Annotated in this window: 20 protein-coding genes; 5 read left to right on the plus strand and 15 right to left on the minus strand. The window is 73.4% G+C overall.

Annotation, left to right across the window (positions count from 1 at the left end; translation table 11 throughout):
- The first annotated feature begins 43 nt into the window (after window positions 1-43).
- The gene (locus tag ACIA79_RS15840; protein ID WP_399428819.1) at window positions 44-910 is read left to right on the plus strand and encodes an alpha/beta fold hydrolase; all 867 of its coding nucleotides are present in this window, start codon (window positions 44-46) and stop codon (window positions 908-910) included.
- A gap of 94 nt (window positions 911-1,004) precedes the next feature.
- Here the strand turns inward: ACIA79_RS15840 and fxsT are convergent, their stop codons facing one another.
- The 4 genes from fxsT to fxsA all read right to left on the minus strand — a co-directional run bounded on the left by fxsT (window position 1,005) and on the right by fxsA (window position 8,798).
- Window positions 1,005-4,937: an FxSxx-COOH system tetratricopeptide repeat protein gene (gene fxsT / locus ACIA79_RS15845; protein ID WP_399428820.1), complete on the minus strand. Its 3,933-nt coding sequence runs from the start codon at window positions 4,935-4,937 to the stop codon at window positions 1,005-1,007.
- On the minus strand, window positions 4,921-6,252 hold the full coding sequence (locus ACIA79_RS15850) for a TIR-like protein FxsC (RefSeq protein WP_399428821.1): 1,332 nt from the start codon (window positions 6,250-6,252) through the stop codon (window positions 4,921-4,923). Before ACIA79_RS15850 ends, fxsT begins: the two co-directional genes overlap by 17 nt.
- A gap of 122 nt (window positions 6,253-6,374) precedes the next feature.
- A complete protein-coding gene (gene fxsBH / locus ACIA79_RS15855) occupies window positions 6,375-8,621 on the minus strand; it encodes a radical SAM/SPASM protein FxsBH, inactivated beta-hydroxylase extension form (RefSeq protein WP_399428822.1) in 2,247 nt (748 codons plus the stop codon).
- A gap of 30 nt (window positions 8,622-8,651) precedes the next feature.
- Window positions 8,652-8,798 (minus strand): FxSxx-COOH cyclophane-containing RiPP peptide, encoded by a 147-nt coding sequence (gene fxsA / locus ACIA79_RS15860; protein WP_399428823.1) that lies wholly within the window; start codon window positions 8,796-8,798, stop codon window positions 8,652-8,654.
- 220 nt (window positions 8,799-9,018) lie between these two features.
- Between fxsA and ACIA79_RS15865 the strand changes: the two genes are divergently transcribed.
- On the plus strand, window positions 9,019-9,948 hold the full coding sequence (locus ACIA79_RS15865) for a DUF4231 domain-containing protein (protein WP_399428825.1): 930 nt from the start codon (window positions 9,019-9,021) through the stop codon (window positions 9,946-9,948).
- 17 nt (window positions 9,949-9,965) lie between these two features.
- Here ACIA79_RS15865 and ACIA79_RS15870 read toward each other — a convergent pair whose 3' ends face one another.
- From ACIA79_RS15870 to ACIA79_RS15880, 3 genes are all read right to left on the minus strand, one after another.
- On the minus strand, window positions 9,966-10,445 hold the full coding sequence (locus ACIA79_RS15870; RefSeq protein ID WP_399428826.1) for a hypothetical protein: 480 nt from the start codon (window positions 10,443-10,445) through the stop codon (window positions 9,966-9,968).
- A gap of 119 nt (window positions 10,446-10,564) precedes the next feature.
- A complete protein-coding gene (locus tag ACIA79_RS15875; protein WP_399428828.1) occupies window positions 10,565-11,467 on the minus strand; it encodes a S1 family peptidase in 903 nt (300 codons plus the stop codon).
- Between the two features lie 535 nt (window positions 11,468-12,002).
- The gene (locus tag ACIA79_RS15880) at window positions 12,003-13,286 is read right to left on the minus strand and encodes a DUF5685 family protein (protein WP_399428829.1); all 1,284 of its coding nucleotides are present in this window, start codon (window positions 13,284-13,286) and stop codon (window positions 12,003-12,005) included.
- A gap of 296 nt (window positions 13,287-13,582) precedes the next feature.
- On the opposite strand from ACIA79_RS15880, the gene ACIA79_RS15885 reads away from it, so the two are divergent.
- The gene (locus ACIA79_RS15885; RefSeq protein WP_399428830.1) at window positions 13,583-14,017 is read left to right on the plus strand and encodes a cell division protein SepF; all 435 of its coding nucleotides are present in this window, start codon (window positions 13,583-13,585) and stop codon (window positions 14,015-14,017) included.
- 38 nt (window positions 14,018-14,055) lie between these two features.
- On the opposite strand, the gene ACIA79_RS15890 is transcribed toward ACIA79_RS15885, so the two are convergent.
- Window positions 14,056-15,246, minus strand: a complete 1,191-nt coding sequence (locus ACIA79_RS15890) for an acyl-CoA dehydrogenase family protein (protein ID WP_399428832.1) — start codon at window positions 15,244-15,246, stop codon at window positions 14,056-14,058.
- Window positions 15,247-15,386: 140 nt separating this feature from the next.
- Window positions 15,387-17,156: an MFS transporter gene (locus ACIA79_RS15895; RefSeq protein WP_399428833.1), complete on the minus strand. Its 1,770-nt coding sequence runs from the start codon at window positions 17,154-17,156 to the stop codon at window positions 15,387-15,389.
- 411 nt (window positions 17,157-17,567) lie between these two features.
- Here ACIA79_RS15895 and ACIA79_RS15900 point away from each other — a divergent pair, with 411 nt between their 5' ends.
- Window positions 17,568-18,605 (plus strand): phosphatase PAP2 family protein, encoded by a 1,038-nt coding sequence (locus ACIA79_RS15900; RefSeq protein WP_399428834.1) that lies wholly within the window; start codon window positions 17,568-17,570, stop codon window positions 18,603-18,605.
- Window positions 18,606-18,668: 63 nt separating this feature from the next.
- On the opposite strand, the gene ACIA79_RS15905 is transcribed toward ACIA79_RS15900, so the two are convergent.
- From ACIA79_RS15905 to ACIA79_RS15930, 6 genes are all read right to left on the minus strand, one after another.
- Entirely contained in the window at window positions 18,669-18,884 is a 216-nt protein-coding gene (locus ACIA79_RS15905) for an I78 family peptidase inhibitor (RefSeq protein WP_399428835.1), read from the minus strand.
- Window positions 18,885-19,221: 337 nt separating this feature from the next.
- A complete protein-coding gene (locus ACIA79_RS15910; protein WP_399428836.1) occupies window positions 19,222-20,229 on the minus strand; it encodes a helix-turn-helix transcriptional regulator in 1,008 nt (335 codons plus the stop codon).
- A 107-nt stretch (window positions 20,230-20,336) separates the two neighbouring features.
- Window positions 20,337-21,134: a hypothetical protein gene (locus ACIA79_RS15915; protein ID WP_399428837.1), complete on the minus strand. Its 798-nt coding sequence runs from the start codon at window positions 21,132-21,134 to the stop codon at window positions 20,337-20,339.
- The gene (locus ACIA79_RS15920; protein ID WP_399428891.1) at window positions 21,131-22,414 is read right to left on the minus strand and encodes a glycosyltransferase family 4 protein; all 1,284 of its coding nucleotides are present in this window, start codon (window positions 22,412-22,414) and stop codon (window positions 21,131-21,133) included. The genes ACIA79_RS15915 and ACIA79_RS15920 overlap by 4 nt, the downstream gene beginning before the upstream one ends.
- Before the next feature lie 99 nt (window positions 22,415-22,513).
- On the minus strand, window positions 22,514-23,770 hold the full coding sequence (locus tag ACIA79_RS15925) for an ABC transporter substrate-binding protein (RefSeq protein ID WP_399428838.1): 1,257 nt from the start codon (window positions 23,768-23,770) through the stop codon (window positions 22,514-22,516).
- 10 nt (window positions 23,771-23,780) lie between these two features.
- Entirely contained in the window at window positions 23,781-24,308 is a 528-nt protein-coding gene (locus ACIA79_RS15930) for a hypothetical protein (protein ID WP_399428839.1), read from the minus strand.
- A 92-nt stretch (window positions 24,309-24,400) separates the two neighbouring features.
- Between ACIA79_RS15930 and ACIA79_RS15935 the strand changes: the two genes are divergently transcribed.
- Window positions 24,401-24,805, plus strand: a complete 405-nt coding sequence (locus tag ACIA79_RS15935; RefSeq protein WP_399428840.1) for a hypothetical protein — start codon at window positions 24,401-24,403, stop codon at window positions 24,803-24,805.
- The last annotated feature ends 2 nt before the right edge of the window (window positions 24,806-24,807 follow it).

Raw genomic sequence — 24,807 nt, forward strand, 5'->3', positions numbered from 1 at the left:
ATGGGTCATCATCGGACGGGGGACGAGCGGAGGAGGCGGGCGCTTGCGACGTCGCGTACGCACGGCGGACGACCGGCATCTGATGGTGGAACGCCTCGGGGACCCCCGGGGCCGCCCGGTCTTCCTGCTGCACGGGACCCCCGGCAGCAGACTCGGCCCCGCCCCCCGGGGCATGGTCCTCTACCAGCGGGGCATGCAGCTGATCGCCTACGACCGCCCCGGCTACGGCGGCTCGGACCGGTTGCCCGGCCGCAGTGTGGCGGATGTGGTCCAGGACGTGTCGGCCATCGCCGACGCGCTCGGCCTGGAGCGGTTCGCGGTGGTGGGCCGCTCCGGCGGCGCGCCCCACGCGCTGGCCTGCGCGGCCCTCATACCCGACCGGGTGACACGTACCGCCGCGCTGGTGACGCTGGCACCGCGGGACGCGGACGGGCTGGACTGGTTCGAGGGCATGGCCGCGTCCAACGTCATCGAGTACACGGCCGCGACGGTCGACCCGGAGGGCGTCGCCGCCCGCCTGACCCCGCGCGCCGACGAGATCCGCAAGGACCCGGTCCGGCTCCTGGACGACCTGCGCCGGGAGCTGACCGCCTCCGACCGGATGGTGGTCTCGGACGCGGGTGTCCGGTCGATGCTGCTGCGCAACTACCAGGAGGCGCTGCGCACCTCCGCGTGGGGCTGGATCGACGACGCGCTGGCCTTCTGCAGCCCGTGGGGCTTCGACCCGGCGGACATCCCGGGCGAAGTGCTGCTCTGGCACGGGGAGCAGGACGTCTTCTCGCCGGTCGGCCACTCCCGCTGGCTCGCCCAGCGGATCCCCTGCGCGACGGCCGTCCTCGAACCCGCCGCGGCCCACTTCGACGCGCTGCACGCGCTGCCCCGCGTCCTGACCTGGCTCCTGGAACGCTGAGCTCCCGCGGCACACCGTGGCCGCGGGAGCACCGGGCCGCGGGAGCACCGGGCCGCGGGAGCGCCGGCCGGGGCCCGGCGCGGGCCGGCCGGCGTCACACCGCCAGCGGCTCCAGGTCCCGGTGGACCCGGCGCTCCTCGCGGGCCAGCCGGGTCAGCGCGTGCTCGTCGCCCAGCAGCCGCGACAGCGCCTCCGCGGTCTCGGCGCGCAGGTACGCCGCCTCGTCCTTGCGGCCCAGCGCGCCGAGGGTGACCGACATGTTCGACGCGACGGCGAGCACCTCGGGATGGTGTCCGCCGAGCACGTCGCGCAGCGCGCCGACCGCCCGCCGCTCGATGCGCAGCGCCTCCTCCAGCTCACCGAGGTCCGCCTTGGCGTTGGCGAAGTTCACCGTGCAGAACAGCACGTGCGGGTGCCGGTCCCCCAGCACCTCCTCGAGGACCTGGAGCGCGCCCCGCAGCGTCTCCTCGGCCGTCTCGGGCATCCCGCAGCCCCACTGGTAGATGCCGAGGTTGGTGAGGGCGGCGAGGGTGTACGGGTGCCGCTCCCCCGGCACCTTCATGTACTGGTCCACGACCTCCTGGGCCAGCTCCTTGGCCGCCACCGGCTCCCCGGCCGCGTACAGGTCCGCCGCCAGGTTCAGGTCGCAGGCCAGCGAGTCGGGGTTGGCGGAGGTGTACTTGGCGCGGTACCGGTTGCGGGTGGCCGTGGTCAGCCGCCGCGCGTCCTCCAGCCGCCCCGCCCTGCGCAGCGACACGGCGAGCGACTTCGCCGCGGCGAGCGTGCCGGGGAAGGCCCGCCCGAGGGTGTCCTTGTAGATCGCGTACGTCCGGCTGAGCAGCGTCACGGAGTCGTCGTACCGTCCGACCTCCCGCAGGTCCCGGGCGAGGGAGGTGGCCGAGGAGAGGGTGTACGGGTGCTCGGGCCCGAGGACCTCGGTGCGCCGGTCGAAGACCTCCTGGTCGATCTCGCGGGCGCGGGCGTACTGCCCGACCATCCGCAGGTTCAGCGCCAGGTTGTTGGCGGCGGCCAGGGTCCGCGGGTGCGCCTCGTGGAAGATCTGGCTGAATCCCTCGTGCGCCTCGGTCGCCAGCTCCATCGCCCTGCCGTACTCGCCGAGGGTGCCCAGGTCCATGGCGAGACCGCTGGTCGTCATGTACGTGTGCGGGTGGGAGGCCCCCAGCACCTCCCGCTGCCGCTCCAGCGTCACCTCGTCGAGCTCCCGCGCCTCCACGTAGCGGCCCTGCGAGCGCAGGATGTTCGACAGGTGGAAGCGGAGGTACAGGTACTGGAGGTCGTCGTTGCCGAGCATCTCCCGCCACGCGTCGCGCAGGTCGCTGCCGAGCGACCACGCGGTCTGCCAGTCGCCGCGCTTCCACAGGTAGCGCACCCGGTCGATGAGCAGCCGCCGGGTCTCGGGGTCGCGGCAGAACCGCGCCTCCGACGGCCCGAGGTGCGGCCAGATGGTGGCGAACCGCGGCCAGGTCTCGGGGTTGTCGATCGGTTCGTCGTCGTCCGGCCGGGCGCCGGCGAGGATGCGGTGCACCGCGTGCCGGGCCTCGCGCTGCTCCTCCTCCGACAGCTGGGCGCGGATGACGGCCTGCACCAGCCGGTGCACCTGGATGGAGTTGGACACCTGGTCGACCTTGGCCAGCGCGAACCGCCCGATCTCCCGGATCACCCGCCCCAGGACCAGCTTCTCCTGGAGGGAGGCGTCGTACGGCTTGAGCGCCTCGATCATCTGCTTGCTGTACAGCAGGTTGGCGTGGATCGGCTCGGGTGCGAAGAACGCGCACAGCTGGAGCAGCCGCACCGCCGCCGGTGAGCGCTCCTGGAGCCGTTCGATGGAGACGTTCCAGGTGGCGGCGACCGGTTCGGGGTAGCCGGCCGGCTGGTTGAGCGCCAGGGTGCGGGCGGCCGCCTGCTCCAGCTGCTCCAGGTAGGCGGCGACGGGCGTGGCGGTCTCGGCGATCCAGGCCGCCGCCTGCTCCACGGCGAGCGGCAGGTCGCCGACGGCCTCGGCGACCTTGTCGGCGTCCTCGGCGTTCAGCCCCTTGGCGCGGCGCTGGAGGTGCTCGACGGACTCCTCCCGCAGGAACACGTCGACGGGCAGCGCGTCGCCGTACTGCGACCAGGTCTGGTTCCTGGAGGTGACCAGGATGTGGCCGCCGGTGGGGAAGAACCGCTTCAGCGCGTCGGGGTCGTCGGCGTTGTCGAAGACCAGCAGCCAGCGGTGGGAGGGCACCCCGCGCCGCAGCAGGTCGACGGCCTCCTGGGAGGCGGTGGCCATGTCCTCGCCGCCCTGGGCGCCGAGCCGCACGGCGAGTTCGGCGAGCGAGGCGATGACGTCGTCGGTCTGCTCGGCGGAGATCCACCAGACCAGGTCGTAGTCGGCCATGAAGCGGTGCACGTACTCCAGCGCCACCTGCGTCTTGCCGACGCCGCCGAGCCCGTACAGCGTCTGCGGCTGGGGCAGGACGACGGCCAGTCCGCCGCCGAGCTGGTCGCGCATCCGCTCCAGGACGACGGAGCGGCCGGTGAAGCCGGGGTTGCGGGGCGGCGCGTTCCAGATCTTCGGCACGGTGCCCGGGAACCTCGGCCCGGGCGGTACGCCCTCGTTGAGCTTGACCGGCCGGTCCAGGGCGCGCAGCAGCGACGTGGTGGCGTTGACCTCGTCGAGCCGGAACAGGTCGACGGGGTTGCGGTCGATGTACGGCGTGGTGAGGCGGACGTCCCCGACGCGCACCGGCAGCAGGTGGCGCCGTCCGCCGCCGGGGTCCTCGGCCGCGGCGCGCTCCCACACCTCCACCGCGCGGGCTGACTTCAGGTACGCGCTGGACAGCAGCACCACGGTGCGGGCGGCGTTCTCGGCGGCCTGGAGGACGTCGGTGCCGGAGACCTCCGGGTCGGCGGAGACGTCGCGGGGCACGACGCGGAAACCGGCCCGGGTGAGGACGGACTCGATCCAGTCGGCCCACATGCGGTTCTCGGCGACGTACGACAGGAACAGGTCGGCGGGCAGGGCGGGGCGGCGGCGGGTGAAGGCGTCGCGGATCCGCAGCCGCACGTCCTCGCCGATCGAGGGCATGGTGGTGACCTCGCCCTCGGTGACCACGGCGGTGAGCCGCTCGAAGGCGGACAGCAGCGAGTTGGCGATGCCGGCGTCGTCGCCGAAGGTGGCGAGGGTCTCCTCGTACGCGTAGTAGGGCCGGTACGGGATCTCGACGGCGCCCCAGTAGGCGGCGAGCTCCTCCCCGGTGAGGCCGCTCGGGAAGCCGTCGAACTTCAGCCGGGCCAGCGCCCGTCCCGCGTCCGCCTTCTCCTTCTCGCCCTCGTCGATGCGCATCGGCACGGGGAAGATCCGGATGCCGCGGCCGCCGTACCGCTCGTCGATCTGCCGGGCGACGGCGGCGGCACCGTCCAGGGACTGGTCGCTGAGGGTGAAGCAGTCCACCAGCGCGTCGGGCAGGTGCACGGTGCAGATGTCGGCGATGTCGCTGAGGCCGGTGCGGCTGTCGATGAGGACGTAGTCGTAGTTCGCCTTCATGTCGTCGCGCAGCGCGTCGAAGAAGTGCCCGCCGCCGAGCCGGTCGTAGAAGTTGTCCCAGTCGAAGGTGGAGACGGTCGCGGAGTACTCGCGGTTCTGCCGGCCGGCCGAGACGAAGTCGAGCGTGCCGCCGTCGGGAAACGCCCAGCCGAGGTTCTCGGGGGTGAGGGAGACGGCGTGCGGCTGGATGCGGGCGTAGTCGCGGTGCCAGTCGTCGGGGCGCTGCACGGGGCTGGTCGCGGCCCAGGCGTACTCGGTGATCAGGTCGATGACACCGGTGGTGGCGCCGAGCGTGGAGGGGTCGAGGAACGGGTGGAAGAACCGGTGCAGGCCGGGGGCCTCCAGGTCCCAGTCGACGGCCAGGACCCGCTTGCCGTTCGCGGCGAGTATCCAGGCCGTGTTGGCCAGGGCCATCGTCCGTCCCGTACCACCCTTGTACGAGTAGAAGGTGACGATGCGTCCGTCACGACTGGCGGTCATCCAAGTCCTCCGCTTCGGGCGCGTGTCCGTGCGTGCCGGGGATGAAGTGCGTGGTCGCGTGGTCGGTCCCCATGGGGCCGCGCAGCCGTGGCCGTTCGGTGTGGCGGCCGCCCGCCGGGGGGTAGACCGCGGCGTGCCGCAGGTATTGCTGGGCGGCCGCTTCCACCACCTGGGGGAGGATCTGACCGAAGGCCTCCATGCTCGGTACGCCGCGGGCGGCGGCGCGGCTGGCCGCCCTGCCCTGGCTCATCTGGACGGGCATGGTCGCCTCCAGCTGCTGGGTGAGCTCGGCGTCGGCGGCGCGGGTCTGGTGGTCCAGCTGGTTGCGCGGGACGACCACGCTGACCCACGGGCGGTGTTCGGCGTCGAAGGCGGCGAGCCGCTCGCGGCGGTCCTCGTCCTTCAGGGCCCAGCGGTCGACCAGCAGGATCTCGGGGCGGGTGGGCGGTTGCTTGGCGTCCAGCGGCCCGGTGTCGTGGTCGAAGGAGGCGACGGTCGCCTGGTAGTTGAGCGAGCGGACCAGGTCCTGGGCGACGTAGGCGATCGGCCGGGCGGATTCGGGGTGGTAGGGGTTCCAGTCCTGCGGCATGTCGCCGTAGTACTCGGGGGCGCGGCCCTCGGGCAGGTCGTGCAGGGTGGGGGCGGCGACGGTGACCTGGATGGGGCGGGGGCCGCCGCCGGGCGGGCCGAACGCGCTGGGGGCGAGCCGGTAGTCGACGGGGCGGCCGGGGCCGATGGCGGTGGTGTCGGCGACGGAGACGATCCGTTTGGCGAGTTCGTAGACCGCCCGCTCGTACTCCTCGGCGAATATCCGCAGTTTGATCAGGCCGTACAGCCCATCGGTGACGTAGCGGTCGCCGAAGGCCCGGTGGTTGAACTGGAGCCGTTCGGCGGGGCCGGGCAGCTGTTCGGGCGGGACGGGGACCCACAATGCGGGCACGATGGCATCGGCGGGCCTGTTGTGTTTGGCGTGGTGGTAGATCGCGCGCTGGGCGAAGGCGTACCACTCCTTGCCGCACATCTCGCTGGCGAAATAGCGCGGTGAGAAGAGCGGGACGAACACCCGGCAGGTGGCCAGGACGTCGCCGAGCCGTTCCGACCAGCCTTCGCCGGAGCGTATCTCCCGGTCCATGAATCCGGCTTCGGCCCCCGCCGGGAGGTCGGTCATCGCCATCACGTGGCCGCACAGATCGCGGAAGAGCCGCTCGACCCACATGTCCGGATCCGGGCCGCCGGCGCCGTACCTCGGCGTGTGCGCGTAGCTGAGGAAGAAATACGGCCGATGGTCCGCCGCTCGCCGCTGCGGTGACGTCACGCGACCCCCGTCCTGTGTGAACCACTCGCATCGAGGATGGGAAGGATACGAGCGAATTAATCATTCCGGAGCAGGTATCGCTCCGCCCCCATGACGTTCAGTCAATCAACGGTGCTTTTCGGTCATCCCCGGCTCAGCATGACGGACGGCTTTCTTGATCGGCACTGCCGCGATCGGAGCAGTTCCTTGCGCAGTGCGGCGACGAGCACCTTGCCGCTGACGGTGAGCTCGGCGGCGCCTTCCAGCCGGTCCAGGGCCCGCTCGGCCTGGTCGGCGTACGGGACGCCGCCCGGTTCGTACGCCGCGAGCCCCGTGCGCTCGTACGCCCCGGCAAGCAGCGCGGAGACCGGGACCGGCGTGTCCTGCCAGGGGGCGGGGTGGCTCCAGGCGCCGTCCTGCGCGTAGAGGTCCGTCACGTCGAGCAGGGCCCGCAGCTTGGCGCGCCGGAAGCCGCGCAGCAGGGCCCGCGCCAGCGCGCCGGCGTCGCCGCGCAGCGGCAGGCCGAGTGCGCCGTAGCCGTGCCGGCCGACGCCGGGCGCCGTGCCGGTGAGCGGGGTGAGCGTGGTCAGGTGTGCGGCGGCCTCGGCGGCCTGGTCGGGCACGGCGCTGCGCAGCAGCCGCCAGGCGCCGTCGAGCCGTCCGCTCCAGTCGGCGGCGGCGCCGGCGGTGAGCCGCCCGGTGGCGGGCGCCGGGAAGCGGTCGCGGTAGGGGTCGAGGTCGTCCAGCGCGCGGCCGGCGGCGGTGTGGCGGCGCACCGGCCGCCAGTCCGGGCCTTCCTCGTCGAGCCGTTCGACGCGCTGTTCGGCGGAGCCGGTGCGGACGACGAAGCCGTTCCCGGTCGCCCGGACCTCGGCCGGGCCCCCGGCGCCGCCGAGGCTCAGCGCGCCGAGGGTGGGCAGGTGCAGTGTCCCGTCGGCGGGTGTGACGCGGACGGCGGTGTCGACCCGGCCGCGGACGGCGGCGGCGGCGACGTACCGCGACAGCTGCCGGGCCAGGCCGGGCGCCGTGGCGCGGTCCTCGCGCAGGGCGTCGAGGCAGTCGAGGAGCCAGGTGCGCGTGTAGGGGTGGGCCAGTACCTCGTCGAGGCCGTCGGAGCGCCGCTCGACGGCGCCCGCGAGCTCCCATGCCTCGGCCCACGGTTCGCCGCCGCGTCCGGCGAGCTCGCTGTGCAGCTCGGCGAGCAGGACGCGGGTCAGGTCGTGCTGGTCGGCGGCGAGGGCGGCGGGGTCGGTCACCGCGGGGGAGGCGGTCTGCGCCGCCGTGCGGTCCTCGATGCCGCGGATGAGCGCTTCGAGGTCGGCGCAGTAGACGGACGGGTTGCCGAAGCCGCTGTCGGCACGGTAGCGGTGGGTGTAGAGGCCTCCCCCGCAGGACCGGACGACGGGGCAGCGCCGGCAGGTGTCGCCGACGCCGGCGAGGCCGAGCTGGCGGATGCGGACGCCGGGGTGGGCGGCGACGTCGTCGAGGGAGTGCCGGAACACGTCGAAGCCGGTGGCGGCGGCGCCCTCGTAGGCGCTCTTGAGGGAATCGACCTGTTCGAGCGTCCCGTCGGTCTCGACGACGACGAGGTCGGTGGGGGCGAGGCCGAGGGATTCGGTGAGGCTGGGGCCGCCGCTCAGGGTGGACAGCACGGAGTCGAAGAGGCGGACGGGCATGGGCCTGCCCTCGTCGTTCCACCGGTCGAAGACGGTGAGGATCCAGTCGGCGTACGCGGTGGGCGAGCCGTCCGGGCGCGGCGGCGGGTCCTCCCAGGTGGCGTGCGGCAGGAGGAAGTCGATGCGCGGCGGTTCGAGGGCGGCGAGGGCCTCGTAGACGGCGACGGGGTCGTTGGCCACGTCGATGGTGCAGAGCAGGCCGAGGTCGAGGTGGCGGTAGCGGTCCTGGTGCAGGAGGGCGACGGCCTTGAGGACGAGGGGGTGGCTGCTGCGGCCGTCGGCGAAGCGGCGGTGGCGGTCGTTGGCGGCCTTGTCGCCGTCGAGGGAGATGCCGACCCGCACGCCGTACTCGTCGAAGAGGTCGAGGTAGCGGGGGCCGAGCTGGAGGCCGTTGGTGTGGATGCGCAGGTCGAGCGCGGTGCGGGGGGCGAGCGTCCGGGTGAGTTCCTCGCAGACGCGCCGCAGCCGGGCCGGCCCCGCGAGCAGCGGCTCCCCTCCGTGCAGGATCACTGACACGGAGGGCAGGGCATGTTTCTCGGCATGCTCGGCCAGTCGCAGAGCTGTCCGGGAAATCGCCTCGTCAGAGATTGCCCTCGGGCGTGTCCGCCAGCTCTGATCAGCGTGTTCGTACACATAGCAGTGGTCACATGCGAGATCGCACCTGCTATGGACTTTCAGGACGATCTCGCGGAATGGGACCAGCGGTCCGGTCATTCCGCCAGTTTAAAGCTACTTCCAGCCGCTTCAGAGCGCGGAGTTGAACGTGGCTCCGCGTCCGGTACGGTCACCGGTGGCGGGCAGGACGCGGCCGAGCTTCTTGGCGGCGTCCGCGCCGCGTACGTCGATCTCGGCGAGAGGAACGCGATTCTTCTTCGCGGCAGCGAATGTCATGGAGTTCGGAAAGCTCACGGCGGCCGTCCTTGGTGATATGTGACGTTTCGAGGGGAACCGCACCGTTGCAGTGTCGGCGGCACGACTTTACTCTCATGCCCACCTACGGCAAATCAGCGCGAGTACGTGAAACAAAAGCGTTGCGCCAGTATTCCCCGACCGTCCCGGAACGAGCCATTCCACCGAAAGAGTGACGACAAAACCGCAGACGGGGGTGCGCATGAGCGGGTATCAGGGTCCGTTGCAGAGCATGGTCTTCCGGAACGAGGACCTGCCCGCACTGTTCCACCGCGCCGACGGTACGGCGATCGCCCGGCAGCGGGAGGCCGTCCGGGACACACGGCTCCAGCTGCTGCTGCTGGTGCTCGGCGCCTGCCTGGCGGCGATGCCGGGGGGCTGGCGGATCGGCGCGTCCTTCCAACTCGCCGGCGCGCTCAGCGCGTCGGCGTACGCCGGCGTGCTCCTGGTCGGCTCCCGCGCCACCAGGCGCCGTGCGAAATCGCAGTGGCAACTGAACCGCTCCGCCGCCGAGTTCATCAAGTCCATGTGCTGGCGGTACGCGGTCCACGGCGCCCCCTTCGACGCCGACTCCCGCGACCCGGACGGGATCTTCCTCCTCCAGATGGAGGCCGGGCTGGGCGAGCTGCGCAAGGTCGGCTGGGAGGACCCGCGGGAGCAGGGTCACGACCCCGGAGCGGCACTCATCACCCCGGCCATGCGGATGCTGCGCGACAAGCCCTTCCGGGTTCGCAAGGAGACGTACGTCAGGGACCGGCTGATCGAGCAGCGCAACTGGTACCACAGGCGTACGGAGGTGTCGCGCCGGGCCACGGCCCTGTGGCGGGCGACCACCGCCGTGGTCACCCTCGCCGCGCTGTTCCTGGGGCTGCTGCAGACCTTCTCGGCCGGCGGATCGGCCGCCCTCGCCGGGCTGCTGTCGGCCACGGCGGCGTCCTGCGTCGCCTGGGGCGAGATCCGCCGCCACCAGCCGCTGATCGCGGCGCACAGCCTGGTGGAGGAGGACCTGGCGGCGATGCACACCGCGATGGAGACGATGGTGGACGAGGACCGGTGGCCGGCGGCCGTGTACGAGACCGAGCGCATCGTCTCGCCGCAGCACACCGACTGGCTGGTGCAGCACCGCCGCTAGGCCGCCACCGCGCCGCCTCAGCGGCGCTCGACGCCCGCGCGCCAGATGACCGTCACCGGTTTTCCCAGCGCGCGGGCGTAGTGCACGATGTCGCCGGTGCCGCCCAGACCGCGCGCCGGACGGCCGTCCCACACCGCGAGCAGCCGGTCGCAGTGGTCCGCGATGTACGCGCCGGCCGCGTAGTACGCCTCGTCGGTGGAGTGCGCGAACGCCATCCGCACCTCCCTGGTGGCCCGCTTCCTCAGGCACCGGTAGCGGGCCCGTTCGGCGGCGTCCGCGAAGCCCTCCTCGTAGTCGCCGCTGGGGATGACGGCGGTCAGCTCGGCCCCGCAGGCCAGGGCGATGTCCGCGAAGAGCTGGTCCGCTCCGGCGGCCAGGCTGGACAGCGCCTCCAGGGTTCCGTCGTGGCTCAGGAACGCCGCGTACATCGAGGCCCGGACATGGGCCCGCAGTTCGTCGGGGATGTCCCTGTGGCCGGTCACTCCGATGCGCTTCATCCGCCCCCGCCCCCTGTGGCCGACCGTACTACTCACACCCCCTCAAATGTGGTCGCTCGGGGACAGGACGTCGAGTCCCCGGCCGGGATTCCGGCCGGGGACCCTCCTTCGATGGCCGGTCAGTAGACGCTGACGCGGTACGCGTTCAGTGCCTCGGTCACCGGCTGGAAGAAGGTCGTGCCGCCGGAGGAGCAGTTGCCGCTGCCGCCGGAGGTGAGACCGATGGCGCGGCTGCCGGAGTAGAGCGGGCCGCCGCTGTCACCGGGCTCGGCGCACACGTTCGTGCGGATCATGCCGTAGACGATGTCGCCGCCGCCGTAGTTGACCGTGGCGTTGAGGCCCGTCACGGAGCCGCTGTGGGTGCCCGTGGTGGAGCCGCGGCGGGTGACCGACATGCCGACGGTGGCGTTGGCGGCGCTGGTGATGTCGACGTTGCCGACGGTGCCGGACTTGGTGATGGAGCTGTTGGTGTAGCGGACGATCCCGTAGTCGTTGTTCGGGAAGCTGGAGCCCGATGTCGAACCGAGGACGGTGGTGCGGCCCGAGTTGGCGTACCAGGTGCCCGCGCCGTCGGTGCAGTGACCGGCGGTGAGGAAGTAGTAGGCGCCCGCGCTGTCGCGGACGTTGAAGCCGAGGGAGCAGCGCCAGCTGCTGGCGTAGATGGCGTCGCCGCCCGAGATGAGCTTGGTGAACTTGCCCGGGGTGCGCTCGATGCGCAGCGCGCCGGCCTGGGCGCCGGCCTCGCGCTTGATCCTGGCGATCTCGTCCCGGGAGACGGTCGAGTCGGCGGTGACGACCAGGGTGTTGGTCGTGGGGTCGACGTGCCAGGCGGTGCCCGGTACGTCGGCCGCCAGGACGGCCGAACCGGCGGCGGACAGGTCGGCTGCGCTGTAGGTCCGGGGGGAGTCCGCGTTCGCGGCGGGGACCGCGAGGGCGGCGGCGGAGACCAGACCGACGGAGACGGCGAGCAGACGGGTCCGTCTGGCTATGCCGCTGCGGGGGGTGGTGCGCTTGATCCTCACTTCACGTTCCTCCGAGGGAATCGGGGGCCCGCCGTGGGGTGCCGGGCCCGTGAGGCGCAGTCAGGACGTGACGAGGCCGGGTACGCCTCGGGACCGCGCTGCCCGGGTTCCGGACATGCCGTGATCCTGACAAGCGCTGCTTCGGGAGTATTCGTGGCGGGAACTACCGCGCGCAAGGGTGCCTTTCGGCCGTACCGGGCCGGCGGGTGAGAACGTCCCGCTCCCCCGCCGGACGGCTCGCGGGCAGGGTGTGGCCGGGCGGCCGGTGGCGGGGGGAAGGGGGCGGAGGAAGGCCGGGTGGAGGGGCCGGCGAGGGTGCCCGGCGGCAGCGGCGGCCGGTGGGCGCCGACCGGCCCGCGGTCCGTCGCGCCGCCGCCCGTGACCCGCACGAGGGCCGCGGGGAGCGGCAGCGGACGTGTCCCGGCCGCTTCCGGTGCCGGCACGGAACGGCCGGGATTCGCCCTTCCGGGTGGCGGAGAGCCGGCAGGTGCCGACCGGGGGGCGCCGCTCGTGCGGCGGCCCCGCGGTTCACCGGTCAGCAGCCGTCACAGGGGCAGCAGCAGTCGCAGTTGGGCCCGCAGTCGCAGCTGCGGCAGCAGCCCTCGCGCTTCTTGCGGGACCACGGCCCCTCGTACTCGCTGGCGCAGCAGATCTGGCAGGTGCAGAAGAGCCAGGTGAAGGCCGCGCAGCCGGCCCAGAAGCCGCGCTTGCCGGGCCGGGAGGGCTGCTGGCCGGGCCCGCCGAAGGGCGGCATGCCGCCGCCGGACCCGCCGCCCCCGCCCGGGCCGCCGTATCCGCCGGGGCCACCGGCGTGCGGCCCGCCGGGGTGGCCGCCGTACGGGTTCTGCCCGCCGTACGGGTTCTGCCCGTACGGGTTCTGCCCGCCGTAGGGGCCGGGCGCGCCGTACGGGCCCTGGGGGCCGCCCTGCTGGGGGCCGCCGCCGTACCCCTGGTGCGAGCAGCCGGCCGTGCCGAACGCCCGGTCCACGGCCTGGCGCAGCTCGTGCGCCAGCAGCACGTGCAGCAGCTTGTCGTCGGCGAACTCCGCGTCCCGCAGCGCCAGCCGGATGCCGTGCAGCGCGTCGTCCGCGAGCCGCCGCGCCTCGGCGAGCGAGGTCCCGGTGGCGGTGAGCGGGTTCCAGGCGCCTGACGCGGCGTCGGCTTCGCGGTCCTCCACGGCGTCCAGCAGGTGCGCGAGCCGTCCGAAGAGCCGGCCGGCCTCCGCGAGCGGCTCGGTGTTCTGCGGCTTGCCGGCCAGCACCGCGGTGTGCGCGAAGGCGGCCGCGGTGGCCGTCTCGGTCGGCTCGGTGACGGTCAGCAGCGGCGTCCCGGGGCCGGCCAGCGCCTCGATCCCGGTCTGCCGGTCCACCGCGTCGACCAGGAGGGCGGTGTCGAAGCCCAGCTCGCGCCCGGCCCGTGCGCCCGCCCGGTCCCAGCCGCGGGCGACGCGCCGCGCGGCAGCGGCCATCGGACGGCGCGCCAGCAGCCCGTCCCGGTCGGCGACGTGGTCGCGCATCTTCGCGGACGCGAGGACCAGTGAGACGGCGGCGGCCAGCCGGGCGCCCTCGCCGCGGGCCACCGGCGCGGTCCGCATGGCGCGCAGGGGGCAAGGCCCTGCCGTGCGGCGCGCGGCCGGCGTGCGCTCCGTCTGAGCCTCCGTCAGCACCGAGACGATGAGCCCGTCGTAGTTGGTGGCGATCCGGGCGAACTGCCCGTGGTCCGCCCGCAGGGCGAGGCAGAGCCCGCAGAGGTGAGCCATCCACTCCGTCTTGAGCCCGTCCGTGAGCCTGTGCGTACAGGGCCTGACGATTCCGAACACGTGCTTCCCCCGCTCCCCCGAGTGTCGTTCGACTGTGCGGCGGGCATCGTATCGGCCGGATCAGTTCACCCGTACGTCCGCCCGCTCACCCATCCGGCCCGAATGTCATATATGAGTTGCGGAACCCCTCCTTCAGGTGCCTTACGCCTGCTGAATCTTGACGAATCGCCACATCTTCTGCACCAGTACCGTCACGAATCGCCTGCGCGGCGACTATCCACTTGGCGCACGATCCGCATGATGGTCGACCATAGGGATAGCGGAACCACAAGTGACCGCGATGAAAGGAGGCGTCCATGGGATCGGTGCGCAAGGCGAGTGCATGGCTGGGTCTCGTCGAGGACAACGACGATCGTTACTACGACGACGACGAGTACGCCGAGAGCGACCGTGGCGACGCCTGGGTGACCGACCCGCGGGTGCGGGTGGCCTCCGAGACCGCCGAGGAGGAGGGCCGCCGGATCGCCACGGTCTCCCCGGACGGCTTCCGGGACGCCCGGGCGATCGGCGAGCTCTTCCGGGACGGCGTCCCCGTCATCATGAACCTCACCTCCATGGAACCCGCCGACGCCAAGCGCGTCGTCGACTTCGCCGCCGGGCTGACCTTCGGCCTGCGCGGGTCGATCGAGCGCGTGGCGACCCGTGTCTTCCTGCTGACGCCCGCGAACACGGAGATCGTCAACGGGGAGGCCGGGTCGCGCACCGAGGACGGCTTCTTCAACCAGAGCTGAGGGGAGGGCCGCTCACCGCGGACCGGTCGTCCGACGGCTCACCGGAAGGCGTCGAGTCCGGTGAGCGCCTTGCCCAGCACGAGCTGGTGCATCTCGACGGTGCCCTCGTAGGTGAGCACCGACTCGAGGTTGGTGGCGTGCCGCATCACGGGGTATTCGAGGGAGATCCCGTTCGCGCCGAGGATGGTGCGCGAGGTGCGGCAGATCTCGATCGCCTCCCGTACGTTGTTCAGCTTGCCGAAGCTGACCTGCTCGGGGCGCAGCCTTCCCGCATCCAGCCGCCGCCCGAGGTGGTGGGCGAGCAGGATCCCCTTGTGCAGCTCCACCGCCATGTCCGCGAGCTTGGCCTGGGTCAGCTGGAAGCCCCCGATGGGGCGGCCGAACTGCTCGCGGCTCCGCGCGTACGCCAGCGCCGCCTCGAACGACGAGCGCGCGGCGCCCATGGCACCCCAGACGATCCCGTACCGCGCGTGCGACAGGCAGCTGAGCGGCCCCTTGAGCCCGGTGACGCCCGGCAGCACGGCGTCGGCCGGGAGCCGGACGTCGTCCATGACGAGCTCGCTGGTGACGCTGGCGCGCAGCGACCACTTGTGCTTGATCTCGGGCGCCGAGAATCCGTCGCTGTCGGTCGGTACGGCGAAGCCGCGGATGCCCTCGTCGGTCTGCGCCCAGACGACGGCGACCCCCGCCACCGAGCCGTTGGTGATCCACATCTTGCGGCCGTTGAGCACCCAGTCGCCACCGTCCTTCTTGGCGTACGTCCGCATCGCGGCCGGGTCCGAGCCGATGTCGGGCTCGGTCAGACCGAAGCAGCCGATGGTGTCGCCCGCCGCCATGGACGGCAGCCAGCGCTGCTTCTGCTCCTCCGAGCCGAACCGGTGGATCGCGTACATGGCCAGCGAGCCCTGCACGGAGACGAGGGAGCGGATGCCGGAGTCGGCGGCCTCCAGCTCCAGGCAGGCGAGCCCGTACTGGACGGCGCTCGCGCCGGCGCAGCCGTACCCCTCCAGGGACATGCCGAGGGCGCCGATCGAGCCGAGCTCGCGGGCGAGCTCGCGGATGCCGGGCAGCTCGCCCTTCTCGTACCACTCGGCGATGTGCGGCAGCACCCGGTCGGCGGCCCAGCTCCGGACGGTGTCGCGGACCGCGAGGTCCTCCGGCGAGAGGAGGTCGTCGATGCCGAGGGGGTCGCTGGGGTCGAAGGGCGGGAGCTTCGCTGATGCGGACATGGCGGGGACCTCCGGGCGGCCACTAAAACTAGCGGTGTTAGTTACGCTCGCCGCCGAACGTTACGACGCACCGTCCCGCACGTCCAGACCGTCCGGGCGCGGCGTGCGCCACCCCGGCCGGGCGGGGGGGCGCCCGGCACTCAGTGTGCCGTACGCCCCGTCCGGGCCGACTCCACCGGCGCGCGGCGCGCGGGGACGTGGGCTTCCGGCCCGGTGCCGCAGGTCTCGCGCCGGGACTCCGGGCGGGCGGCCCGCGCCCCCGGCACGCCGCCCGGGGCGGCGGTGCGCGGCTCCGGCTCCCGGGCCGGCTGCGCCGCGGCCGGCGCCTGCGGGGGGGCGTCCGCGCCACCGAGCCGGGCGTCGGCGTCCGGCTGGCACTCCATGACCCGGGGGAGGCGCAGCGCCATCAGGCCGCCCGCCAGCAGCAGGGCCGCGCTGACGACGAGCGTGACGTGCAGACCGTGGACGAAGGAGTGCCGCGCGGCCGTCCGCAGGGCCTCCCCCGCGGGCCCGCCGAGCTGGGCCGCCACCTGGTACGCCTCCCCCAGCGAGTTCGCCGCGGCCGAGCCGGCGGACGCGGGCACGCCCGCGACGGAGGTGAGGCCGGGGGCGTAGGCGGCGTTCATGACGCTGCCGAGCAGCGCGATGCCCATGCCCGCGCCCAGCTGGTAGGAGGTCTCGCCGATCGCCGCCGCGCCGCCCGCGCTGTGCGCCGGGGCCTCGCTGAGCATCGACTCGTACGCCCCGAACAGCGTGGTCTGCAGACCGAAGCCGAGCAGGACGAAACCGGTGGTGAGCAGCAGCGGGCGGTCGTGGTGGCCCATGAGCACCAGCAGCAGCACCGCGCCGGCCGTGAGCACGAAGCCCCAGCCGACCATCCGGCGCGGCCCGACGCGGCGCAGCGTGTACGAGCCGGTGGCGCCGGCGGCCATCGCGGCGAAGGTCAGCGGCAGCAGCCGCAGGCCCGTCTCGACCGGGCTCAATTCCAGCACGAGCTGGAGGTACTGGACGGCGATCAGCTCCAGGCCGACCAGCGCCAGCATCGCGAGCACGATGCAGCCGACGGACGTGGTGAAGGCGGCGCGGGCGAACATCCGCATGTCGATCAGCGGGTGCGGCCGCCGGCGCTGCCGCCGTACGAACAGCACCAGCAGGGCGGCGCCGACCAGCAGGGGACCGACCGTCGCCGGGCTCAGCGGGGAGTCGTCCCCGGCGCCGAGCCGCTTCACGCCCAGCACCATCCCCATCACGCCGGCCGCCGCCATGAGGGCGCCGAGGACGTCCCACGGGCCCTCTCCGCTGCCGCGGGACTCGGGCAGCAGCCACCGGCCGGCCGGCAGTATCACCGCCATCAGCGGGATGTTGATCAGGAAGACCGAGCCCCACCAGAAGTGCTCGAGCAGGAAACCGCCGAGGACGGGCCCGGTCGCGGCGCCGACGGCGGCGACGGCGGTCCAGATGCCGATGGCGGTGGCCCGCTCCCGCCGGTCGGGGAAGACCGCGCGGAGGATCGACAGCGTCGCCGGCATGATCATGGCGCCGCCGACGCCCAGCAGGGCGCGCGCGGCGATCAGCACACCGGGGGTGTCGGCGAACGCGGCGACCGCGGACGCCACGCCGAACAGCGCGTACCCGGCGAGCAGGACTCTGCGCCGGCCGAGCCGGTCGCCGAGCGTGCCGAAGAGGATCAGCAGCGAGGCGCACACCAGCGGATACGCGTCCACGATCCACAGCAGCGCCGTGGAGCTGGGGCGCAGGTCCTCGGTGACGGCGGGAACGGCGACGTGCAGCACCGTCGCGTCGAGCGCGACGAGCAGCAGGCTGACGCAGAGGACGAAGAGGACGACCCAGCGGTTGGCACCGCCGGATGCGGCACGCAGTCGTGCTGCGGCCGTGGTCGTCCCGGACATGTACGTACCTCCCACAGATGGATCCCTCGCGCTCGGTGGGCACTGACCGGAGGGAGGGACGTCCTCCGGCGGCCCGGCATCGACGGGCGAGTGAGCCGTCAGCGTACGCGAGTTCACGGCGGGGGCGCGTGGTCCACCTCTCACGCGGGCGGGCGCGGGAGTGTGGCGTACGCCACTCCGGCGCGAGCGGCGCGGAGGGAAGAATTCCGGCCGAGCTGCTCCCCGGGTGTTTTCCGGGTCGGACAAACACACTTCCGCCGGCGGGTCCGGCGGTAATAGGACCCGAGCCGCTCGGGCTTTATGGATAAGCAGCGAATAAGCAGGTGACTGAGACACACTCCACATCACATCGTCATCACAAAGAGACCGGATGCGCCTGGGCCGGCACTCACTCGCTGTAACGTCGATTGGGTGCGTACCGACATCTTCGCCCGGCTGGACCGGGAGCCGGAACCGCCGAAGATTGAGATCCCGCGGATGAGCCGCACCCGTCTCGCCCTCTTCGGCGGGACGTCGGCGTTCTACGGGGCGATCGTGGTGGCCGTGCTCGTCTCGTCCTGGCTGGTGACCCTCGACTGGAAGGTCATGCTCTTCCGGCCGTATCAGCAGTGGCCGGAAGTGCACGCGACGCTCGACTACTTCGTGGTGCTGGGCCAGCGCGGACCGACGGCCGTGATGGTGGCGGCCTGGCTGGGCTGGCGCTCGTGGCGCCAGCACACGCTGCGGCCGCTGCTGGTGCTCGGCGCCGCGCTGCTGCTGCTGAACGTCACGGTGGGCGCGGTCAAGATCGGCCTCGGCAGGCTCGGGCCCCATTACGCGACACAGATCGGCTCGGCCGAGCTGTTCGCGGGCGGCGATATATTTCCTTCCGGACACACCGCCAACGCGGTGGTGACCTGGGGAATCCTCTCCTATCTGGCCACCACCCCGCGGGCGCGCCGCTATCTGTCGGCCCTGTCGGCCGTGGTCGCCCTCGGCGTCGGACTGACCACCGTCTACCTCGGTACGCACTGGCTGAGCGATGTGCTGCTGGGCTGGGCCGCCGGTCTGCTGATCCTGCTGGGGCTGCCCTGGTGCGAGCCGGTGATCGCGCGCGCCGAGGCGATGATCCTGGGTGCCCGCGACGCCCTGTGGGCGCGCCGGCGCCGGGTGGCTCCGGTGCCCGTGGCGGTGGGCGGGCCGCGGCCGGCCATATACGCGCAGCGCGGGGCGCCCGCCCCGGAGGCCGGGCCGGCCGCCGAACCGGTGCCGGCCGAGCCGGTGGGCGAGCCCGTGGGCGCGGGGACCGGAGCGGCCGCGACGGGCGGCCGTACGGGGAACGTGCGCGCCACGCTCACGCAGCCGCGGCCGCACGCGGTGGTCCGCTCGGAGCGGACGCCGGTCACCCCGGCGGGCAGCCGGCGGCCGCCGCACGCGCGGCCGTACGACGGGCGGCTCACGGGCGGCTGAGCCCCGCCCCTGTCCATGACGAAGGCCCCGGCTTCTCGGCCGGGGCCTTTCGCGTGGGCGGCGTCAGCCGACCCAGCAGCGGGTGACGGTGTGGTCGTCCACCTCGAAGTTGATGCGGCCGGCCACGTACTCCATGGTGATGATCGCGCCGGGCGGGAGCGAGCGCACCGTGGTCCAGCCGCGGGAGCGGGCCACCTGCTCGGCGTCGCGCTCGTCGAGGCCCACGTACGCCTCGGGGGTGTCGTCGGGCTGTGCGGGAGGGGTCGGAAGGGATGCCATGCCCTTCACCGTAGGCGGCGGCGCACAGTGACGGAAGCGCGGGGCTCCTGGTACCCACCGGCCCCCTGTACCTCACCGGTCACACTTCCGTCACAGGATGACGACAGGCGTTTGAAGGGAATTCGCCGCCCTTCCGGGCCGTGCCATTACCCGTACCCGCCGAATTGCACGCGCTGCCGCGCCGGGCACGCGGCGTAATTGCGATGAACCGCCGATGTGCCTTTCGGCACATCGGCACGGAAATCGAAAGGGCGGGGGAAATCCACCGTTCCCGCACCGAATTCACACACCGGCCACCCCGCCCGGGAACCGCGCCGCGTTGACGGCGCACCGGGCGTCACGGGCCGCCGGGCCCGCCGTCGTCCGGTGTTCCGGCGGGCCGTCCGGACCGGTCCAAAGCCCGGGAGAGGCGGTCGCGAACCGCTCCGATGCGGTCGTCGAGCGCGGGCGGCTCGATCACCTCGAACTCCAGCCCCATCAACACCACGTGGATCACGAGGACATCCAGGCTCGCGGCGCCCGTGTGCAGCAGGCAGGTGGTGGCACTCTCGGGCTCCAGCACGCCGTCGGAGGGGCCGACGACCCGGGCGGCCTCGGCAGCGGGGGCGTGCAGCCGGATCACCGCTCTCGCCGCGTACGCCGCCGTGGACACCCCCTGCGAGACGTAGGCGGCCAGGTCCTCGGCGGGCGGGTCGCGGGGCACGAAGCGCGGCCCGTGGGGCGGCTTCGGCACGACGCGGTCCACCCGGAACGTACGCCAGTCCGCTCGGTCCACGTCCCACGCCACCAGGTACCAGCGGCGCTCCGTGCACACCAGGCGGTGCGGCTCGGCGGTGCGGCGCGTGGCGGAGCCGTTGTGGTCGCGGTACTCGAAGCGGAGCCGTTCGCTGTCCCGGCAGGCGTGGGCCAGCTCGGTGAGGACCGCCGGGTCCACCGCGGTCTCGGGCGTGCGCAGCATGGGCACGGTGTAGGCGGTCAGGGCGCCGACGCGCCGGCGCAGCCGGTCGGGCAGCACCTGCTCCAGCTTGGCCAGGGCGCGTACGGAGGTCTCGCCGACGCCCTCGATGCCGCCGCCCGCCGCGGTGCGCAGCCCGACGGCGACCGCGACCGCCTCGTCGTCCTCCAGGAGCAGCGGGGGCAGCGACGCTCCGGCGCCCAGCTGGTAGCCGCCGCCGGTGCCGGGGGCGGCGTGGACGGGGTAGCCCAGCCCGCGCAGCCGGTCGACGTCCCGGCGCACGGTGCGCGCGGTGACGCCGAGCCGCTCGGCGAGGTCGGCGCCGGACCATTCGCGATGGGCCTGGAGCAGGGACAGCAGGCGCAGGAGTCGTGCGGAGGTCTCGACCATGCGGCGAGTCTGCCACCGGTTGCGGACAGGTCCGGTCCGCGAGGGGGGGGAGGGAGCGGAGAGAGCGACGGCCGGAGGGGCCGGGGGCCGCAGGGGCCGACGGGCGGTTACGCGGTCAGCCGGACGCAGAGGTCGTTGTCGGTCGTGTAGCAGGGCGCGGCCCGGTAGCCCTCGCGCCGCTGCACCGGGTAGACGTGGATGCTCTTGCGGTCCCAGATGTCGTCCAGGAGGCGGGAGATCCGCACCGGTCCGGCGTCCTCGCCGGGGCGCAGCCACAGTTCCCACAGGTGCTGCTTGCCGGCGGGCGGCGGCGTCCGGGCGAGGTCGTCGTACGGGAGGGTGAAGGTGAAGCGCCCCTTCCCGCCGTCGGCGGGCACCTGGTGGACCCGGTCGCCCAGCCGGGCCTCGGCGACCGCCCCGGGCCCGAGCTCGGCCCCGTACAGCACGCCCTCGACGGTGCAGGTCCCGTCCCCGAGGCCGATGTCGCCGGCCTCGGCGTGCACGGCGCGCAGCCAGCTGCGCACGGCGAGCCGCCCGTCGGCCGTGGGGTAGGGGATGCGGACGGCCAGGGGTCCGTGCTCGTCGGGGACCCGGTCGACGAGGGACCGCACGTCCCGGATGCCGGGCTCGACGGCCCGCTCGTCCAGGAACAGGTCCCAGCGGCCCTCGGCCAGCTCCATGGTGCTGGGCAGCACGGCGCGCGCCCGGCCCTCGCCGGCCGGGGTGAGCGGCAGCCGGGCCTCGTCCGCCGGCCCGCCCGTGCCGCCGCGCCGTCCGAGGACGAGGACGGGCGCGGTGGCCTCGTGGACCGCCACGTCGAAGGTGAGGCCGCCGGCGGCGTCCGCGACGCAGTCCGCACGGGGCGGCGTGCCGGGCGCGGGGGCCGGGGTCGTGGCGTCGGTCATGCGGACTTTCCCTTCCGGAGCACGTCGGCGGCCTTGTAGCGCGCCGTGTACGCGGCGTCGAGGAGCGCGCCGCGGGTGCGGTGCAGGGTGTCGCGGACCCGGCTGCGGGAGCGGCCGTTGGTCCCCTGCGCGACCAGCTCGGCGAAGATCGCCTCGTGGCGCTCGGCGATCCGGACGGGGTCGAAGCGCTGCGACGCGGCGAGCGCCGCCCGCCCGGTGCGGCGCCGCAGGTCGTCGTCCTGGATCAGGCCGAGCAGCGCGCCGGCGATCGCGTCCACGTCGCCGACGGGTACGAGCCGTCCGTCGACGCCGTCCTCGATGATCTCGCCCGGCCCGTGCGGGCAGTCCGTGGAGACCACGGGCAGGCCGCAGCGCATCGCCTCGACGATGGTCATCCCGAACGCTTCGAGGCGGGAGGTGACGGCCGCGATGGAGCCCTTGACCCACTCGGGCTCCAGCGGGTTGGCCGGGCCCATCAGGAAGACGTGGTTGTGCAGGCCGCGCTCCTCGATGAGGGCGCGCAGCGCGTTCTTCTCGTTGCCCGTCGCGTCGCCGGAGCCGTAGATCCGCAGCCGCCAGTCGGGCCGGGTGGCGGCCACCTTCGCGAACGCCTCGACCAGCAGGTCGTAGCGCTTGACCCGGGTCAGCCGGCCGGCGGCGATCACCCACTTGGCGGTGGAGTCGGCGGGCTCGACGCGCGGCGCGGGGACGCTGTTGGGCACGGCGTCGATGCGGACGCCGGGCAGCCTGAGCCTGCTCCGGTAGGAGCGGGCGTCGGCCTCGGTGACGGTGGTGATCGCGTCGAGGAGCGCGTACCGGTGGCCGATCTCGCGGCGCAGCCGGTAGCCGTGGCTGTCCAGCGTCAGGTGTTCCTGGCCGACGCGGACCGCGCCGCGGCGGGCCTGGCGGGCGATGTGCACGTTGAGGCCGGGGCGGGTGCCGACGACGACATCGGCCTGAAGGGTCTTCAGGTGCGCGGCGATGCGGGCGTCGGTCAGGCGGCTGTACTGCTTCCAGCGTCCGTCACCGCGCGGGAAGACCCTGGCGGGCTTCTTGTAGTCGGGGTGGTCGCCGTCGTACGAGGGGCTGTTCCTGCGCAGGTCGACCAGGTGCTTCATGGTCACGCCGGCGGGGGCGCCGAGGGTCGGCTCCTCGCGGTGGCGGAAGACGGACACGATCTCGACCTCGTGCCGTTCGGCGAGGGCCGCGGCGAGGTTGAACGTCGTGCGGATCGTGCCGCCGATGCCGTACGCGTTGTGGAGCAGAAATGAGATGTGCATCGCGTTCGCCGCGTCCCCCTGGATCCTGGTCCGACAGGTGTCCGATGTGTCGATGGTCGTCAAGGGTGGACTGTACTTGCCTTCCGGGACGGCGGGCCTTCAGGGCCGGTAGCCGAGCTGTGGCACGGTGGCGCAGTTGGTGGTCATGTCGCCGCCCCGGGTGACCCACCCGCGGCCGTCCTGCCAGCGGGCGACGGAGAGGCAGGTGCGGCTCGTCCTCGGCGGTTCGGGGAGCCGCTCGAAGGTGACGGGCAGGAGCAGTCCGCGGGCGGTGTACGGCTTTGGCCGGTCGAGGAAGCGCTCGACGCACGCGCGCGTGAGGCCCGGCGCGGTGCAGGAGGCGGCGGCATCCGTGAACCACATGGCGGCGGCCCAGCCCTCCAGCGCCCACTGGGACAGCGGCCTGCCCCTCATGGCGTCGCGGAACTCGCGTACGGCCGGGTGGGAGGTCTCGTCGTGGTTGCGGCTGGCGCCGGTCACCCAGAGGGCGTTGCGGCAGTGCGGGGCGTCCTCGAAGTCGCGCGGCACGGTCTGGTTCCAGTTCTGCACGTTGGTGACCTTGGCGGCCACCCGCAGCCCGACGGCGTCCATGGCCGCGCACAGGCGGGCGTTGCCGTGGGTGTCGAGGGCGTCGAAGACGACGTCCACGCCCTGTTCACGCAGGTCGGCGGCGACGGCCCGGTAGTTGGGCAGCGCGAAGTCGACCTGCTCGGCGACGACCCGGTAGCCCTCGGCCTCCAGGCCGCGCCGGACGTGCCGGGCGTAGGCGGCGGAGGACGCCTGGTTGTACGCGACGACGGCGGCGGTGCGGGCGCCGAGCTCGCGCTTGAACCAGCGGTACACCTCGGTGCCGCCGTACAGGACGCCGTTCCAGCCGGGCTTGCCGCCCTCGCGCGGGGCGGAGCTGCCGTAGATGCCGTACAGGTGCGGATAGGTGTCGTACGCCGGGCCGAGGGGCTGGCCGCCGATGTCGGGGACGCCGGCGGCGGCGACGCGCGGGGCGCCCGCGTAGGCGAAGGCGGTGGTGGCGACGAGCGCGAAGACCTTGTCCTCGTCGAGGAGTTCGTGCACGCACGCGTCGTTGCCCACGCCGCTGCCGCCGTCGTCGCAGGTGATGACCTCCACGCGGCGGCCGTCGATGCCGCCGCGCGCGTTGAGGGCGTCGAAGTACGCCTGCGCGCCGTCCCGGGGCCCGGTGAAGGCGGCGCCGCCCACGGGGCTGGTGGCGCTGGCGATGATGCCGACGCGGATCGGCGGGCCGGCCGCGGTCGCGGCGGGCGGGGTGCGCCGCACGTCGGAGGCGCTCTCCGGCAGGCGGCTGCCGCAGGCGGCGCTCAGCACCAGGAGCGCCGCCATCAGGAGGGCTTCAGCAACCCGGCACGGCGGTCGCATCGGGGCTGAGCCGGACGAGGGCGCAGAGCGTGTTGACGGACACCTTCCAGGTGCCCTCGTGGTGCACGGCGGTGCCCTTGGCGCCGGGCAGGGCGGGGCTGCCGCCGACGAGCACGTCGTAGGTGACGTCGGCCCGGTCGGCCGCGGTGAAGGTGACGTCCTGGACCTTCACCGACGTCCGCGCGGCCTGCGGGTCGGCGGCGAACGCCTGGAGCACCGGCCGTATCCGGTCGCCGTTCTCCAGCAGTTCGGCCTTCCGGTCGACCGGTGTGGCGGGGTCGAAGAACGCCGTCCAGTTCTTCTCGATCTGCTGGCGGGCCGCGGCCGCGTCGGCCGGCCGGTCCGTGGCCTGCGGCACGGTGGCGGTCGCCGTGGGCGAGCTCTCCGACTGGCCGTTGCCGTTGCCGCCGCCGCACGCCGCGGCGGCCGGTACGACGAGCAGGACCCCCGCGGCGGCCAGCGCCGCTGTGCGCCGATGCGTACGGAGACTCTCGTGGACCATCTGGCTCACCACCGGGTTCCGGGGTCTGTGCCTTTTTTGGCCTTATTGGGCATAGTGCAAGGAATTGCCCTGTATCGCCAGCGGAGGCCGGGATGCCCACATCGCGACTGCTGTGGTGGGGCGGGATCGTGGCCGCCGCCGCGGGCGCGGTGCTGTGCGCGGCCGGCTGGTACGGGGTGTCGGGCGAGCGCTTCGCGGAGCGGCAGCTGCCCTACCTGGCGTCGTGCACCGTGCCGGGGGCGGCCCTGGTCGTGGCGGGCGCGGTGCTGCTCGGCGCGGCTCCGGCGCGGCGCCCGCCCCCGGAGGCGGACGGCGCGGGCCCGGCGCAGCCCCCGGCCGTGCCCGCGCGCCCCGTATCCGGCGCCCCGCCCCTGCGGGTCCCGGGCGGGACACTGGCGCACCGCCCGGACTGCCCGCTGGTGGCGGGCAGGGCGGACGCGGTACCGGCGGGGGGCGCGCGCCTGGATCCCTGCCCGGTCTGCGAGCCCGAGAGCTGACG

Origin of the sequence: Streptomyces sp. NPDC051310 (genome assembly GCF_044455245.1) — a bacterium.
Lineage (GTDB): Bacteria > Actinomycetota > Actinomycetes > Streptomycetales > Streptomycetaceae > Streptomyces.